Origin of the sequence: Aeromonas sp. R6-2 (assembly GCF_040908155.1) — a bacterium.
Classification (GTDB): domain Bacteria; phylum Pseudomonadota; class Gammaproteobacteria; order Enterobacterales; family Aeromonadaceae; genus Aeromonas; species Aeromonas schubertii.
Window position 1 is genome coordinate 78557 of the sequence record NZ_JBFODE010000028.1, and the last position, 13144, is coordinate 91700.

Consider the following 13144-nt stretch of genomic DNA (forward strand, 5'->3'; position numbering starts at 1 on the left):
AGATGAAGAAGATGGCTATTGGTGCCGTGGCCGTGATCGCCCTGCTGGGTTTCACCTCCGTATTCGTGGTGGACGAGGGGCAGCGCGGGATCGTCGTGCAGTTTGGCAAGGTGAAGCGTGACGCCGAAGGGCAGCCCAGGGTCTATGAGCCGGGCTTGCACTTCAAGGTGCCCCTCATCGACAACGTGCGCAAGATGGATGCCCGCATCCAGACTCTGGACGGTCAGGCCGATCGTTTCGTCACCTCCGAGAAGAAAGACCTCATCATCGACTCCTATGTGAAGTGGAAGATCGAGGACTTTTCCAAGTACTACCTGGCGACCGGTGGTGGCAACCGGATGCAAGCCGAGGCCCTGCTCAAGCGCAAGATCAACAACGGTCTGCGTTCCGAGATAGGTAACCGCACCATCAAGGATATCGTCTCCGGTGAGCGCGGTGCCGTGATGGAGGATGCCCTCAAGAAGATGGCTCGCTCCTCCGAGCTTGGCATCAAGGTGGTGGATGTGCGGATCAAGCAGATCAACCTGCCGGTTGAGGTCTCCAACTCCATCTACCAACGGATGCGCGCCGAACGTAACGCCGTGGCTCGTGAGCATCGCTCCCAGGGCCGCGAGAAGGCGGAGGTACTGCGTGCCGATATCGATCGCAAGGTCACCGTGATGCTGGCCGATGCCGAGAGCCATGCCCGTCAGCTGCGTGGTGAGGGGGATGCCGAGGCGGCCAAGATTTACGCCGAGAGCTACAAGAAGGATCCCGAATTCTTCAGCTTCGTGCGCAGCATGGAGGCCTATCGCAAGAGCTTCGCCGGCAACAATGACATGATGGTCATCAAGCCGGACAGCGAGTTCTTCCGTTACCTCAAGGATGCGAATGCCAAATAGTCCGAAGGGCCTGCACTGCAGGCCCTTCTTCTTGGAGCCAAGATGAACGCAATACTGATTGGCCTGGGGCTGCTTCTGCTGTTTGAAGGGCTGGGTCCCTTGCTGATGCCAAGGCTCTGGCAGCAGGTGTTGAGCCAACTGGCACAACAGCCACCCGAGAGCCTGCGCCGCCTCGGTGGTTGTCTGGCCGTGAGTGGCGCCGTCATTCTCTGGATGACGCTGGGTTAGGCGAGAGCAAAAAAGAGAGCCGCAGGCTCTCTTTTCTCTTCAGGTTTCTTCAGGCGGCAGGTCTCAGGCGCTGCGCTGAACGGCCATATGGGCCAGGGTCTCCAGCGCCTCCCGATGGGGGCCGGCCGGCAGTATGGTCAGGGCAGAGATGGCCTTGTCCGCCTCTTCCCGGGCCCGTTGCCGTGCGTAGTCGAGTGCGCCGGTGCGCTCGAGAATTGCCAGTACGGTATCGAGGCGCTCCATACCGTTACGCAGTTCGATGGCCTCGCGGATGATCTGGCGCTCCTCGGCGCTGCCCACCGCCATGGCGTAGAGCAGGGGCAGGGTGGGTTTGCCCTCGGAGAGATCGTCGCCCACGTTCTTGCCCATCTCCTGGCTGTCGGAGCAGTAATCCATCACGTCATCGATGATCTGGAAGGCGGTACCCAGGTACTTACCGTAGTCGGTCATGGCCTGCTCGATGACGGGCGACTGATGGGTCAGTACGGCGGCGAGGCGGGTCGCGGCCTCGAACAACTTGGCGGTCTTGCAGTAGATGACCGTCATGTAGCTCTCTTCCGTGGTATCCGGGTCGTTGCAGTTCATCAACTGCAGCACTTCGCCCTCGGCGATGGTATTGGTCGCGTCGGCGAGGATCTCCATGATGCGCAGGTTGGAGAGCTCAGACATCATCTGGAACGAACGACTGTAGAGATAGTCCCCGACCAGGACGCTGGCGGCGTTGCCAAACATGGCGTTGGCGGTCTCACGGCCGCGACGCAGATCCGACTCGTCCACCACGTCGTCGTGAAGCAGGGTCGAGGTGTGGATAAACTCTATGATGGCCGCCAGCTTGAGGTGATCGCTGCCCTCATAGCCGAGCGCCCGGGCGGCCAGTACGGTCAGCATGGGGCGCATACGTTTTCCACCGGCACTGATGATGTAGTAGCCGAGCTGGTTGATCAGGCTGACGTCAGACTGCAACCGTTCGATGATCAGGGCGTTGACGGCCGTCATATCGGCCTCGGTCAGCGCACGAATTCCCGTTTGGTCCATAGTTCTCTTTGACTCGACGGCAGCAGGACTGCCCGGATTGCTGTTGCGGGGATTTTACACGAATTCACTATGGGTTACAGTTAGGCGTTTGATGCGCCGGCAGAGGTGCGCACAAAATAAACTTTTTTTGAAATTGACCTTGCCTGAGGGGATCAATTTGCGTAAAATGCCGGCCCATTGTTATTCAGTTTTTGTGCACATCTGCCATGAGCAAAGATGTGCCTATACGGAGTTAAAAAATGTACGCGGTATTCCAAAGCGGCGGAAAACAACACCGTGTAGCCGAAGGTCAGATCGTTCGTCTGGAAAAGCTGAACGTCGAGACCGGTGCTGCCATCGAGTTCGATAAAGTACTGATGGTTGCCCAAGGCGACACTTTCAAGGTTGGCGCTCCTTTCGTAGAAGGCGGCAAGGTTCTGGCTGAAGTTGTGGCTCACGGCCGCGGCGACAAGGTTCAGATCATCAAGTTCCGTCGTCGTAAGCACCATCGCAAGCACATGGGCCACCGTCAGTGGTTCACTGAAGTCAAGATCACTGGCATCAGCGCTTAATAGATTAGGAGTCCGATAAATGGCACACAAAAAAGCTGGCGGTTCCTCCCGCAACGGCCGCGATTCTGAAGCCAAACGCCTGGGCGTTAAGCGTTTCGGTGGCGAGTCTGTACTGGCTGGTAACATCATCGTTCGTCAGCGTGGCACCAAGTTCCACGCCGGTAACAACGTTGGTCTGGGCAAGGACCACACCCTGTTCGCTACCGCGAACGGCAAGGTGAAGTTCGAAGTTAAAGGTCCGAAGAACCGTAAGTACGTCAGCATCGTTGCTGAGTAAGTACGGACCGCAAGGATCCGAGGCCCCGCCAACTGGCGGGGCTTTTGTTTGTGTACGAAAACTGATGGCGCTGGCCTGCCGGGGACGGTGGCGTTTCGATCGCTCGCCGTGGCGGAGATCACTATAATTGCGTATCGGTTTTTCGAATTGAGGTGACGGTAACCCATGAAGTTTGTTGATGAAGTCCTGATTCGAGTCGATGCCGGTGACGGTGGTAACGGCTGTGTGAGCTTCCGTCGCGAGAAGTACATCCCCTTCGGTGGCCCGGATGGTGGTGACGGTGGTGATGGTGGTGACGTCTATCTGCTGGCAGACGAGAACCTCAACACCCTGATCGATTACCGTTTCGAGCGCTTCCACGCCGCCGAGCGTGGTGAGAATGGCCGTGGGGCGAACTGTACCGGTCGTCGCGGCAAGGATCTCACCCTGCGTGTGCCGGTGGGAACACGCGCCATCGATGAGGACACCGGCGAACTGCTGGGGGATCTCACCCGTCACGAGCAGAAGCTGCTGGTGGCCAAGGGGGGCTTCCATGGCCTCGGCAACACCCGCTTCAAGAGCTCGGTCAACCGCGCGCCGCGCCAGAAATCCAACGGTACTCCGGGTGAGGTGCGTAACCTGCGCCTCGAGCTGTTGCTGCTGGCCGATGTCGGCATGCTGGGGCTACCCAACGCCGGCAAGTCTACCTTCATCCGTGCCGTCTCTGCCGCCAAGCCCAAGGTTGCCGACTACCCCTTCACCACCCTGGTTCCGAACCTCGGTGTGGTGCGTGGCGAGAACAGCCGCTCCTTCGTGATTGCCGACATTCCGGGGCTCATCGAGGGTGCCGCCGAGGGGGCCGGTCTCGGTATCCGCTTCCTCAAGCACCTCGAGCGTTGCCGTGTGCTGCTGCATCTGGTTGACATCTGCCCGTTCGACGGCTCCGATCCGGCCGAAAATGCCGTGACCATTGTCCATGAACTGGAGAAGTACAGCCCCGAGCTGGCGGCCAAGCCGCGTTGGTTGGTCTTCAACAAGCTCGATCTGATGCTCGAGGAGGAGGCGGTCGAGGTGATGGAGCGCGTCAAGGCGGCGCTCGGCCATGAAGGGCCGACCTACGCCATCACCGCCATCAGCAAGGAAGGCACCCAGAAGGTGTGCTACGACATCCTGGATCTGCTGGACACCATGCCCCGTCAACTCGAGCAAGATGCGAAAGAAGCCATCGACAAGGTCGAGTTCAAGTGGGATGACTATCATCGCAACCAGATTGCCCAGATCGAACAGGGCAGTGAAGATGATGTCGATGATGATGACTGGGATGAAGATGACGACGATGGGGTCGAGATCATCTACGTCCGGGACTAAGTATCCCCAGAGCCGCCTCACTGAGGCGGCTTTTTTTTGCGTTAGGGCAAGCCACGGCAGGGGTTGCCTGACATAGAATGGGGCCCTTTTCTGCAAGGATGCCCAGGAAGATGGATACCAATACACCGGGACGGGGATTGTCACGCGAACAGCAGACAGAGATCACCCGCATTATCGTCAAGATTGCCCAGATGCTGGCCCAGTTTGGCGCCGAGAGCCGCCTTATCGAGCAGACCACAGTGCGGGTTGGCATGGCGCTGGGTCTGGAGAGTGTGGAGATGGCCATCTCCTCAAGCGCCATCGTGATCACCAGCCTGAGCAGCGGCAGTTGCATCACCACCACGCGGCGGGTTCGGGAACATGGCATCAACATGGCGGTGGTGTGCGAGATCCAGCGGATCTGCATCCTCGCCGAGAAGGGATTGATCGGGGCCGAGGCGGTACGTCAGCGGCTCGATGCCATCGTCCCCTTCCACTATCACCCCTGGTTGGTGGTGTTGATGGTGGGGCTCTCCTGTGGCGCCTTCAGCCTGCTGTTTGGGGGGGACTGGCCCGTCTTTGCCGTAACCTCGGTGGCGGCGGCCGTCGCCATGCGGGTGCGCCAGCTGATGGCCCGCCACCACCACAGCCCCCTCATCAACTTTGCCGTCACCGGTTTCATCGCCACCCTGCTCGCATCCAGTGCCACCTTCTTCGGCTGGGGGGAGCAACCCTATCTGGCCATGGCCGCCAGTGTGCTGCTGCTGGTACCCGGTTTCCCGCTCATCAACGCCGTCTCCGACATGGTGAAGGGGTACTTCAACATGGGGCTGGCCCGCTGGGGCACCGCTACCCTGCTGACCATCAGCGCGGCGCTTGGCATTCTGATGGCCATGTCTGTCACCGGCATCTGGGGGTGGAAGGTATGATGGAGCTGCTCTGGTTATTGGCCAAGGACGCCTTCTGGTCTGCCGTTCCGGCGGTGGGGTTCGCCATGATCTTCAACGTGCCGCCCCGGATGCTGAAGTACTGCGCCATGGGAGGGGCTCTGGCTCACAGTCTGCGCACCTTGCTTATCCATTCGGGGTTGCCTATCGAGTGGGCCACCCTGACGGCGGCCACCACGGTTGGCTTTGTCTGCGTCTATTGGGCGCGCCGTTTGCTGGTGCCCAGACCCGTCTTCAGCGTCGCCTGCATCATTCCCATGATCCCCGGCAGCTACGCCTTCAAGGCGATGATCGCCATCGTCGAGCTCAATATCCGGGGGGCCTCCATGCCCCTGCTCGAGGGCGCCATCGAAAACGGCCTCAAGGCCATCTTCATCGTGGCGGCTCTGAGCTTCGGTCTGGCGATCCCTTCGCTGGTCGTGTACCGTAACCGGCCCATAGTGTGAGGGGGAGAAGATGAAGATAGCCATGATAGCGGCCATGGCCCGGGATCGGGTGATTGGCCGCGACAATGCCATGCCCTGGCACCTGCCGGCGGATCTGGCCCACTTCAAGCAGGTGACCCTGGGCAAGCCGATCCTGATGGGGCGGCGCACCTTCGAATCTATTGGCCGCCCCCTGCCGGCTCGGCGCAATCTGGTGATCAGTCGCAATCCTGACTACGCCCCCTCCGGCGTCGAGGTCTTCCCCTCGGTCGAGGCGGCCCTGGCGGCCGTTGGCGAGGTGCCCGAAGTGATGATCATCGGTGGTGGCAAGCTCTATACCCAACTGCTGGAGCGGGCCGATGTGCTCTACCTCACCCATATCGATCTGACCGTGGAGGGGGATACCCGCTTCCCCGATTATCAGGCCTATGCCTGGAACCGGCGCGATCTGGTGTGCCATCAGCCGGATGAGCGCAATCCCTACCCCTATCGCTTCGAGACTCTGGAGCGGCAGCGGTAGAAAGCGAGAGGCCACCCTGGGGTGGCCTCTTCTGTTATTGATGGGGTCACTTGGCGTGAGTGGGGCAGGGTGTGGCGATGAGAGCATCGTCCTCATAGCGCCACAGGGTGAGGCTGTTACCCCAGACGCACCCCGTATCCAGCGCCTTGATATCGGCGACCGGACACTGGCCCATCAGGGCGGCCCAGTGGCCGAAGATGATCACTGGATCGTCCCTGTGATGCTCCCGCTGCTCGAACCAGGGACGCAGGCCCGGGGTCGACTCCTTGGGGCCCAGCTTGCACTTGAAGTCGAGGCGACCGTCGAAGTAGCAAAAACGCATCCGGGTGAAGACGTTGATGATGTAGCGGTAGCGTTCGATGCCGGTCAGGGTTTCGCTCCAGCGATCCGGCTGATCCCCGTACATATGCTTGAGCAACCACTGATGTTGATCGCCCTGCAGCAGGCTCTCTACCTCACGGGCGCAGCGGCGAGCCGTGGTCACGTCCCAGGCGGGGGAGATACCGGCATGGACCATCAGCAGCGGATGTTCGGGGTGTTCGGCCAGCAGGGGGCGATGGCGTAGCCAGTCGAGCAACTCGAGGCCATCGGGCGCCTTGATAATCTCCTCGATCCTGTCTTTCTTCTTGAGCGGTGCATGGCCCCCGGCCACGGCCAGCAGGTGCAGATCATGATTGCCGAGCACGCTGATGGCCCGCTCGCCGAGCTCTTTGACAAAGCGCAGTACCGAGAGGGAGTCGGGACCGCGGGCGACCAGATCGCCACACAGCCAGAGGGTATCCTGGGCGGGATCAAACCGGGCGAGATCCAGCAGACGGCGCAAGTCGTCGTAACAGCCCTGGATATCACCGACGAAGCAGTTAGCCATGAGTCCTCAGTTGATGATGTTCGGAACCGCCAGAGTGAAGGGGGGAATGGGTACGGAGAACTCCTCCCCCTCTTCATCCTGCATCACATAGCTGCCCTCCATTACCCCGAGTGGCGTCTCCAGCGGAACGCCGCTCTGGTAGCTGAAGGTATCGCCAGGGGCGATGATGGGCTGCTCGCCCACCACGCCGGCCCCCTCGACTTCGACCCGCTTGCCGTTGGCATCTGTGATGAGCCAGCGGCGGCGCAGCAGTTGCACCGAGAGAGAGCCCTGATTCTCGATCTCGATGCGGTAATGAAACTGCCAGGGGTCGTGGCTGCCCGCCACATGGTGGGGGAAGGCACGGATCAGCACGAGGGGCGCACTCATCAGACCGCCTTCTGATCTGCCAGCCAGTTGGCGATCTTGACGAACTGCTCCAGAGAGAGGTTCTCCGGGCGCAGGTTGCCGTCGATGCCGAGCTCGGCCAGCTGCTCGCTGTTGATGAAGTTGGCGAAGCTGTTGCGGATGGTTTTGCGGCGTTGACCGAAGCCCTCGGTACAGACCCGGCTGAGCAGGCGCACATCCTTGGCCACGAAGGGTTTCTCCTTGTGGGGCACCAGGCGCACCACGGCTGAGTCGACCTTGGGGGCCGGCTTGAAGGCGCCGGGGCCCACCTCGAGTACCGGAATCACCTGGCAGTAGTACTGGGTCATCACGCTCAGGCGGCCATAGGCCTTGCTGCCGGGGCCGGCGGCCAGGCGCAGCACCACCTCTTTTTGCAACATGAAGTGCATGTCCAGTACATGCTCGGCATAGTCGCAGAGGTGGAAGATGAGCGGGGTGGAGATGTTGTAGGGCAGGTTGCCGAAGATACGCAGGGGGTGCTCAGGGCGCATCAGGGTGCTGAAGTCGAAGCGCATGGCGTCGGCCTCGATGACGTTCAGCTTCTTGGCAAGCACCGGATGCTCGCGCAGGCGAGCGGCCAGGTCCCGGTCCAGCTCCACCACTGTGAGTCTGTCGATGCGTTCGCACACCGGCTCGGTCAGCGCGGCGAGGCCCGGACCGATCTCGACCATATTCTGCCCCGGCAGGGGATTGATGGCGTCGACGATCTGGCCGATCACATAACGATCGTGCAGGAAGTTCTGGCCGAAACGCTTACGGGCCGTGTGGCCCAGGTGCACCTTGTCACTACTCATGTTCTTTTCTCTACCATCTTGATGGCGTGGTGGATGGCGGTCAGCAGGCTGCCCGGATCGGCCTGGCCACTGCCGGCCAGATCCAGGGCGGTACCGTGATCCACCGAGGTTCGGATAAAGGGTAAACCCAGAGTGATATTGACCGAGTTGCCAAAGCCCTTGAACTTCAGCACCGGCAGTCCCTGGTCGTGGTACATGGCGAGTACCGCATCCGCATCCTTGAGGTATTTCTCCTGAAACAGGGTATCGGCCGGCAGGGGGCCGACCAGATCCAGCCCCTGGGCGCGCAACCGTTCGAGCGCCGGCTCGATCACCTCGATCTCCTCGCGTCCCAGGTGGCCACCTTCTCCCGCATGGGGGTTGAGGCCGCACACATAGATGCGGGGTCGGGGGATCCCGAACTTGCTGCGCAGGTCTGCATCCAGGATCTGGATGATCTTGTCGAGACGCTCCGGCGTGATGGCCTTGGCCACATAGGCCAGCGGGATGTGAGTGGTTACCAGCGCCACTCTCAGCCCCTCGGTGGCGAGCATCATGACCACGTCCGGCGTGCCGGACTGGTGGGCAAAGAATTCCGTATGACCGCTAAACGAGACGCCGGCCTGGTTGATGATCCCCTTGTGCACCGGGCCGGTGACGACGGCGGCGAACTCGCCACTCATGTTGCCGTCACAGGCTCGCTGCAGGGTCTCGAGCACGTAGTGGCCATTGCCTTCGTCGAGATGGCCCGGCTCGCTGGGCACTCCAAGCGGTACCGGGCAGACGGTCAGGGTGCCGGCCGCCTGCGCCGTGGCCGGTGCCGCAGGATCGTAGGGCTGCAGGCTCACTTCGAGTCCCAGGTGGCGGGCTCGCTCGGTGAGCAGGGCCGGGTCTGCGATCACCACCAGCTGGTGTGGCCAGCTCTGGCGAGCGATCTGCAGCACCAGATCGGGACCCACCCCGGCCGGTTCGCCGGGGGTGATGGCGATGCGTCGGGTCATCAGCTCTGGCCGTCTTCGATCCGGATGTAGGCGCCATCGCGCAGCTCATCCATCCAGCCCTGCACCTCTTCGGCGAAGCGGCGGTTGTAGATGAGCTGATAGGCACGCTGCTCCAGTGCCTTGTCGGTGGCGTCCTGGCTGCGGCGATCTTCCAACTGGACGATATGCCAGCCGAAGCTGGTACGGAACGGCTGGCTGATCTGACCCGGTTGCAGGCGATTGACCATGTCACGGAACTCGGGGGCATAGACATCGGGGGAGGACCAGCCCAGCTCACCGCCCTGAACGGCGGAGCCCGGATCCTCGGAGTACTTCTCGGCCAGCTGGGCGAAGTTGGCCTTGCCGCTGCGCAGATCCCGCAGGAAGCCGTCCAGCATCCCCTTGGCCTTCTCCTCACTCAGTATGATGGAAGGCTTGATCAGGATGTGGCGAGATTTCACCTCGGTCAGGCTCACCTGTTGTTGTCCCTTGGTGTCAAACACCTTGATGATGTGCAGACCGGCACCGGAGCGCAGCGGGCCGACGATGGCCCCCTTGCTGGCCCCTTGCACCGCCTCGGCCATCAGGGTAGGCATCTCTTGCAGGCTCATCCATCCCCAGTCACCCCCTTCCAGGGCCTTGGGTCCGTTACTCTCGGCGATGGCCAGCTTGCGGAAATCGGCCCCGCTGCTAAGGGCTTGCATGATGCGCTGGGCCTTGGCCTTGGCGGCATCAAGCTGGGCGGCGCTGGGGTTGTCAGGCAGGGCGATCTGGATATGACCGACGTGGAACTCGTTCTGCTGTTGCCCCTGTTTCTTGAGGATCTCCACCACCTGCTTGACCTCCTGCTCGGAGATATTGACCCGGCGGCGGACCTGGTTGCGGCGCACTTCACCCATCAGGATCTCGCGGCGCACCTCTTCCCGGTATTGGGGGTAGGTCATGCCTTCCCGATCCAGCTGGGCGCGCAGTTGCTCGACGCTCATGCGGTTCTCGGTGGCAATGCCGGCGATGGCCTGCTCGAGCTGGGTATCGCTCACCTTGAGGCCCTGGCGATCGGCCAGTTGCAGCACCAGGCTCTCCTGGATCAGGCGATCCAGCGCCTGACGGCGCAGGGTGGCATCGTCGGGCAGGGATTGGCCCTGCTCACGGGCGTTGTTCTTGACCTTCTGGACCAGCGCATCCTGCTGGCTGGCCAGTACCACATCCTTGTTGACCACGGCGAGCACGCGATCCACCAGCTCGGGGGCAGCCACGGCCGCCTGGCTCAGGGCGCCAAACACGCCTGCAGTCAGCAGGGCAATCAGGGTCTTTTTCATATCCATCTCTCAAGGCTGGCCAGCATCACTGCTGGTCTTTCAGATTAAACGGGCGAATGTAGGGGAGCTTTTCCGTATCCAGGGTCACATTGCGGCCTGCTGTGCCTATGCTTCCCAGTCCCTTCATCTCGAACTGTACGCCTATGCTCTTCTCGGAGCGGGCCTGCAGTATGCTGTTTTCCCACACAGGCTGGTTGTGCCACTCCAGGCTGAAGTTGATGCTCCAGCAGCAGGAGTCGTACTTGAGACCTATCTTGCGGTCTATGTTGATATCCTGCTGCACATCCCGGTAGTAGCCGCCGTAGAGCTGCCACTGGGGATTGAGGGGGGCCATCAGTACCAGGCCGGCCTGACTGATGTCTTCGGCCATGGCGGTGTTGTAGATGTTGCGGTTGCCATCCTTCAGGAAGCGGTAGTTGACCTGGCTGACCAGCTTGTCGAAACGGTATTCGACCGCGCTGTTGGCCGAGCTGAACTCGTTCTCTTCCGTATCGTACTGGGCACCGGCATGGGCAAACCAGCGATCCGTGATGCGGGCGTCCCCCTCGAAGGAGAGCAGGGAGCGGGCATTGGTGCTTTCGGGATCGTTGGGGTAGAGGCGAACCCTGGGCTTGGTCAGCTCGAAGGCTTGCCCCAGCGCCAGACGCAGGCGCTCGTCCCCTGCATCGTCATAGACCCGGCTGGTGAGGCCCAGGGTAATGCGATTGGCATCGCTGATGCGATCGATCCCCGCATAGCGGCGATCGCTGAACAGGCTGTAGTAATCCTGACGCACAGTGGTGGAGTCATAGATGCCGATCTCGTCCTGATTCTCATACGGGACGTAGAGATACTGCACCTCGGGCTCCAGGGTCTGGGTCCCCTTGCCATTAAACCAGTCGAGGGAGCGATCGAAGTTCATGCCCCCCTTGAGGCGGACCGAGGGGAGGGTGCGGGTGATGGTCCCCTCCTTGAGGGTGAACTCCCCATCTTTCCAATAGCGCCTACTGTCTTTACCCAATTCAGTTAAAGCATTGTTTGGAGGAGCACCAGCATTCATAAACGTCGTCGGCACCTCCTGATCGTAGGCACTGAACATCAGCTTGTACTGGCTGGTGAGGTAGTAACCCGGCGCATCGATGAGCGGCACCGTCAGGGTTGGCGCTATGTGCAGGCGAGTGGCGGTGTAGCGCTCACCGGCCTGCTGGGCACTGGCATCATTGCCGCTGTAGCCAAACTTGGTCAGCTCGCTGTTGAGGGCGAGATCGAACCACTTCTGCTGGTGATAGAAGTTGTAGCCCAGGCTCGGCAGCATGGAGTGAGGCAGGACCGCATTGGGGTTGAGGATCTGGTAGGTGCGCGCCTCGGCGGTCAGATTCCAGTTCTGCTGGTAGTAGCCGGCGGTAAAGGATTGCTGCAACTGGCCATCGACCTGGACCCCGACCGGAGGGCTGAAGTCGTTGAAGTAGTTGTAGTCGAGCGCCTTGACCCGGGTGTAGTTGACGCCAAAGCGCAGGGCTCCGTCCATCAGGCTTGAGCCATGGTTGGCGTTAAACAGATAGCGATGTCCGTCCCCGTTCAGGGTGTTGTACTGGGGGTTATCGGGTCGGACCTGTTTGTCGTTGGCCAGGTTTTCGAAATAGAGGGTGCCCGCGTGGTTGGGCTCCGGCATATAGCGAAACTCGACTTGCTCCATCAGGCCGCGTCTGTCCATGAAGCGGGAGGTGATGGTGGCGTCGTAATTGGGGGCTATGTTCCAGTAGAAGGGCTGGACGATATCCATCCCGTTGCTGGAGCTCTGGGTATAGCCAGGGTAGAGCAGGCCGGTCTTGCGTTCGTCCTTGATGGGGAAGTTGATATAGGGGAAGTAGAAGACCGGGTAGTCATAGAGCCAGAGACTGGCGTTCCAGGCCTCGCCAAACACCTCATTCTGATCGATATCGATGCTGCCGGCCTTGAGGGTCCACACCTCCTGGCCAGGAGGGCAGGTGGTGTACTGGGCTCCCTCCAGGGTGATGTTCTGGTTGTCGTTGGTCATGGTGACCCGCTTGGCGGAGCCCCGGACCGGCGAGCCGTGCACCTGATAACGCCCCTCTTCCAACTCTGATTCTTTGGTGTTCAGGTTGGACTTTAGGGTCTTGTCGCTGGTGACGGTGATCTGGCCATCGTTGTAGTAGATGTTGCCGATGGCGATGACGTCGCGGGTCTTCTGGTCCAGCTGGGCATAGTCGGAATCGAACTTGCGTACCCCCTGACGGACCTTGACATCCCCCTGATAGACGGCGGTGCCGCCCTGTTTGGCGTCGAGACGGTCGGCGTCTACCTCCACCGGCAGGGCGTTGGCATCGACCCCGGCCGGCGTCTTCTCCACCTTGGGTACATAGTCGTAACAGAGACCGTCCAGCAGGCCGGTGGCCGGTGGGGTCGGCAGGGAGGCAGCCCAGCCCGCCGTGGGGGTGAGCACAGGGATCAGCCCCAGGGTCAGGGCGAGAGGGCCCGATATGCCCGCAATCCGTTTGGTCATGGGATGAAGACTCGATTTGCGAATGTGAAACAGCCTAAACAGGACACGCATTTTACGACAGGATCCACCATGTTGACATTGCATGTCATTGCTTTATGTTAGCCGGCAATCATAAAGCATTATC

At 60.9% G+C, this 13144-nt stretch carries 15 protein-coding genes; 8 read left to right on the forward strand and 7 right to left on the reverse strand.

Annotation, left to right across the window (positions count from 1 at the left end):
- The first annotated feature begins 2 nt into the window (after nt 1-2).
- Together hflC and AB5Y48_RS04545 are read left to right on the forward strand one after the other, a co-directional pair.
- On the forward strand, nt 3-881 hold the full coding sequence (gene hflC, locus AB5Y48_RS04540) for a protease modulator HflC (RefSeq protein ID WP_050667667.1): 879 nt from the start codon (nt 3-5) through the stop codon (nt 879-881).
- A 42-nt stretch (nt 882-923) separates the two neighbouring features.
- The gene (locus AB5Y48_RS04545; protein WP_050667668.1) at nt 924-1109 is read left to right on the forward strand and encodes a DUF2065 family protein; all 186 of its coding nucleotides are present in this window, start codon (nt 924-926) and stop codon (nt 1107-1109) included.
- Between the two features lie 63 nt (nt 1110-1172).
- On the opposite strand, the gene ispB is transcribed toward AB5Y48_RS04545, so the two are convergent.
- A complete protein-coding gene (ispB, locus tag AB5Y48_RS04550; RefSeq protein ID WP_050667669.1) occupies nt 1173-2144 on the reverse strand; it encodes an octaprenyl diphosphate synthase in 972 nt (323 codons plus the stop codon).
- Nucleotides 2145-2383: 239 nt separating this feature from the next.
- Here ispB and rplU point away from each other — a divergent pair, with 239 nt between their 5' ends.
- From rplU to folA, 6 genes are all read left to right on the forward strand, one after another.
- Complete coding sequence (gene rplU / locus AB5Y48_RS04555; protein ID WP_005345816.1) at nt 2384-2695, forward strand: 50S ribosomal protein L21; 312 nt, start codon at nt 2384-2386, stop codon at nt 2693-2695.
- A 19-nt stretch (nt 2696-2714) separates the two neighbouring features.
- A complete protein-coding gene (gene rpmA / locus AB5Y48_RS04560) occupies nt 2715-2972 on the forward strand; it encodes a 50S ribosomal protein L27 (protein WP_050667670.1) in 258 nt (85 codons plus the stop codon).
- 165 nt (nt 2973-3137) lie between these two features.
- Nucleotides 3138-4319 (forward strand): Obg family GTPase CgtA, encoded by a 1182-nt coding sequence (gene cgtA, locus AB5Y48_RS04565; protein WP_136614343.1) that lies wholly within the window; start codon nt 3138-3140, stop codon nt 4317-4319.
- 110 nt (nt 4320-4429) lie between these two features.
- Nucleotides 4430-5227, forward strand: a complete 798-nt coding sequence (locus AB5Y48_RS04570) for a threonine/serine exporter family protein (RefSeq protein ID WP_050667672.1) — start codon at nt 4430-4432, stop codon at nt 5225-5227.
- Complete coding sequence (locus tag AB5Y48_RS04575) at nt 5224-5691, forward strand: threonine/serine exporter family protein (RefSeq protein ID WP_050667673.1); 468 nt, start codon at nt 5224-5226, stop codon at nt 5689-5691. The genes AB5Y48_RS04570 and AB5Y48_RS04575 overlap by 4 nt, the downstream gene beginning before the upstream one ends.
- Before the next feature lie 10 nt (nt 5692-5701).
- On the forward strand, nt 5702-6190 hold the full coding sequence (gene folA / locus AB5Y48_RS04580; RefSeq protein ID WP_368163836.1) for a type 3 dihydrofolate reductase: 489 nt from the start codon (nt 5702-5704) through the stop codon (nt 6188-6190).
- Between the two features lie 46 nt (nt 6191-6236).
- On the opposite strand, the gene AB5Y48_RS04585 is transcribed toward folA, so the two are convergent.
- Genes AB5Y48_RS04585 through lptD form a run of 6 tightly spaced genes read right to left on the reverse strand, consistent with a single transcriptional unit; the run spans nt 6237 to nt 13020 of the window.
- On the reverse strand, nt 6237-7058 hold the full coding sequence (locus tag AB5Y48_RS04585) for a symmetrical bis(5'-nucleosyl)-tetraphosphatase (protein ID WP_060587564.1): 822 nt from the start codon (nt 7056-7058) through the stop codon (nt 6237-6239).
- Between the two features lie 6 nt (nt 7059-7064).
- Nucleotides 7065-7427, reverse strand: coding sequence for a Co2+/Mg2+ efflux protein ApaG (gene apaG / locus AB5Y48_RS04590; RefSeq protein ID WP_060587562.1), 363 nt, complete (start codon nt 7425-7427; stop codon nt 7065-7067).
- Nucleotides 7427-8239: a 16S rRNA (adenine(1518)-N(6)/adenine(1519)-N(6))-dimethyltransferase RsmA gene (gene rsmA / locus AB5Y48_RS04595; protein WP_050667677.1), complete on the reverse strand. Its 813-nt coding sequence runs from the start codon at nt 8237-8239 to the stop codon at nt 7427-7429. The genes apaG and rsmA overlap by 1 nt, the downstream gene beginning before the upstream one ends.
- The gene (gene pdxA / locus AB5Y48_RS04600) at nt 8236-9222 is read right to left on the reverse strand and encodes a 4-hydroxythreonine-4-phosphate dehydrogenase PdxA (protein ID WP_136614342.1); all 987 of its coding nucleotides are present in this window, start codon (nt 9220-9222) and stop codon (nt 8236-8238) included. The genes rsmA and pdxA overlap by 4 nt, the downstream gene beginning before the upstream one ends.
- Nucleotides 9219-10517, reverse strand: a complete 1299-nt coding sequence (gene surA / locus AB5Y48_RS04605; protein WP_136614341.1) for a peptidylprolyl isomerase SurA — start codon at nt 10515-10517, stop codon at nt 9219-9221. The genes pdxA and surA overlap by 4 nt, the downstream gene beginning before the upstream one ends.
- Before the next feature lie 25 nt (nt 10518-10542).
- Nucleotides 10543-13020 (reverse strand): LPS assembly protein LptD, encoded by a 2478-nt coding sequence (gene lptD, locus AB5Y48_RS04610; protein WP_368163837.1) that lies wholly within the window; start codon nt 13018-13020, stop codon nt 10543-10545.
- Nucleotides 13021-13144: the final 124 nt, after the last annotated feature.

Coding starts and splice junctions, on each gene's coding strand:
- surA (WP_136614341.1), bottom strand. CDS start 10,517: ATGAAAAAGACCCTGATTGCCCTGCTGACTGCAGGCGTGTTTGGCGCC.
- cgtA (WP_136614343.1), top strand. CDS start 3,138: ATGAAGTTTGTTGATGAAGTCCTGATTCGAGTCGATGCCGGTGACGGT.
- AB5Y48_RS04570 (WP_050667672.1), top strand. CDS start 4,430: ATGGATACCAATACACCGGGACGGGGATTGTCACGCGAACAGCAGACA.
- AB5Y48_RS04545 (WP_050667668.1), top strand. CDS start 924: ATGAACGCAATACTGATTGGCCTGGGGCTGCTTCTGCTGTTTGAAGGG.
- folA (WP_368163836.1), top strand. CDS start 5,702: ATGAAGATAGCCATGATAGCGGCCATGGCCCGGGATCGGGTGATTGGC.
- AB5Y48_RS04575 (WP_050667673.1), top strand. CDS start 5,224: ATGATGGAGCTGCTCTGGTTATTGGCCAAGGACGCCTTCTGGTCTGCC.
- ispB (WP_050667669.1), bottom strand. CDS start 2,144: ATGGACCAAACGGGAATTCGTGCGCTGACCGAGGCCGATATGACGGCC.
- rsmA (WP_050667677.1), bottom strand. CDS start 8,239: ATGAGTAGTGACAAGGTGCACCTGGGCCACACGGCCCGTAAGCGTTTC.
- hflC (WP_050667667.1), top strand. CDS start 3: ATGAAGAAGATGGCTATTGGTGCCGTGGCCGTGATCGCCCTGCTGGGT.
- apaG (WP_060587562.1), bottom strand. CDS start 7,427: ATGAGTGCGCCCCTCGTGCTGATCCGTGCCTTCCCCCACCATGTGGCG.
- rpmA (WP_050667670.1), top strand. CDS start 2,715: ATGGCACACAAAAAAGCTGGCGGTTCCTCCCGCAACGGCCGCGATTCT.
- AB5Y48_RS04585 (WP_060587564.1), bottom strand. CDS start 7,058: ATGGCTAACTGCTTCGTCGGTGATATCCAGGGCTGTTACGACGACTTG.
- rplU (WP_005345816.1), top strand. CDS start 2,384: ATGTACGCGGTATTCCAAAGCGGCGGAAAACAACACCGTGTAGCCGAA.
- lptD (WP_368163837.1), bottom strand. CDS start 13,020: ATGACCAAACGGATTGCGGGCATATCGGGCCCTCTCGCCCTGACCCTG.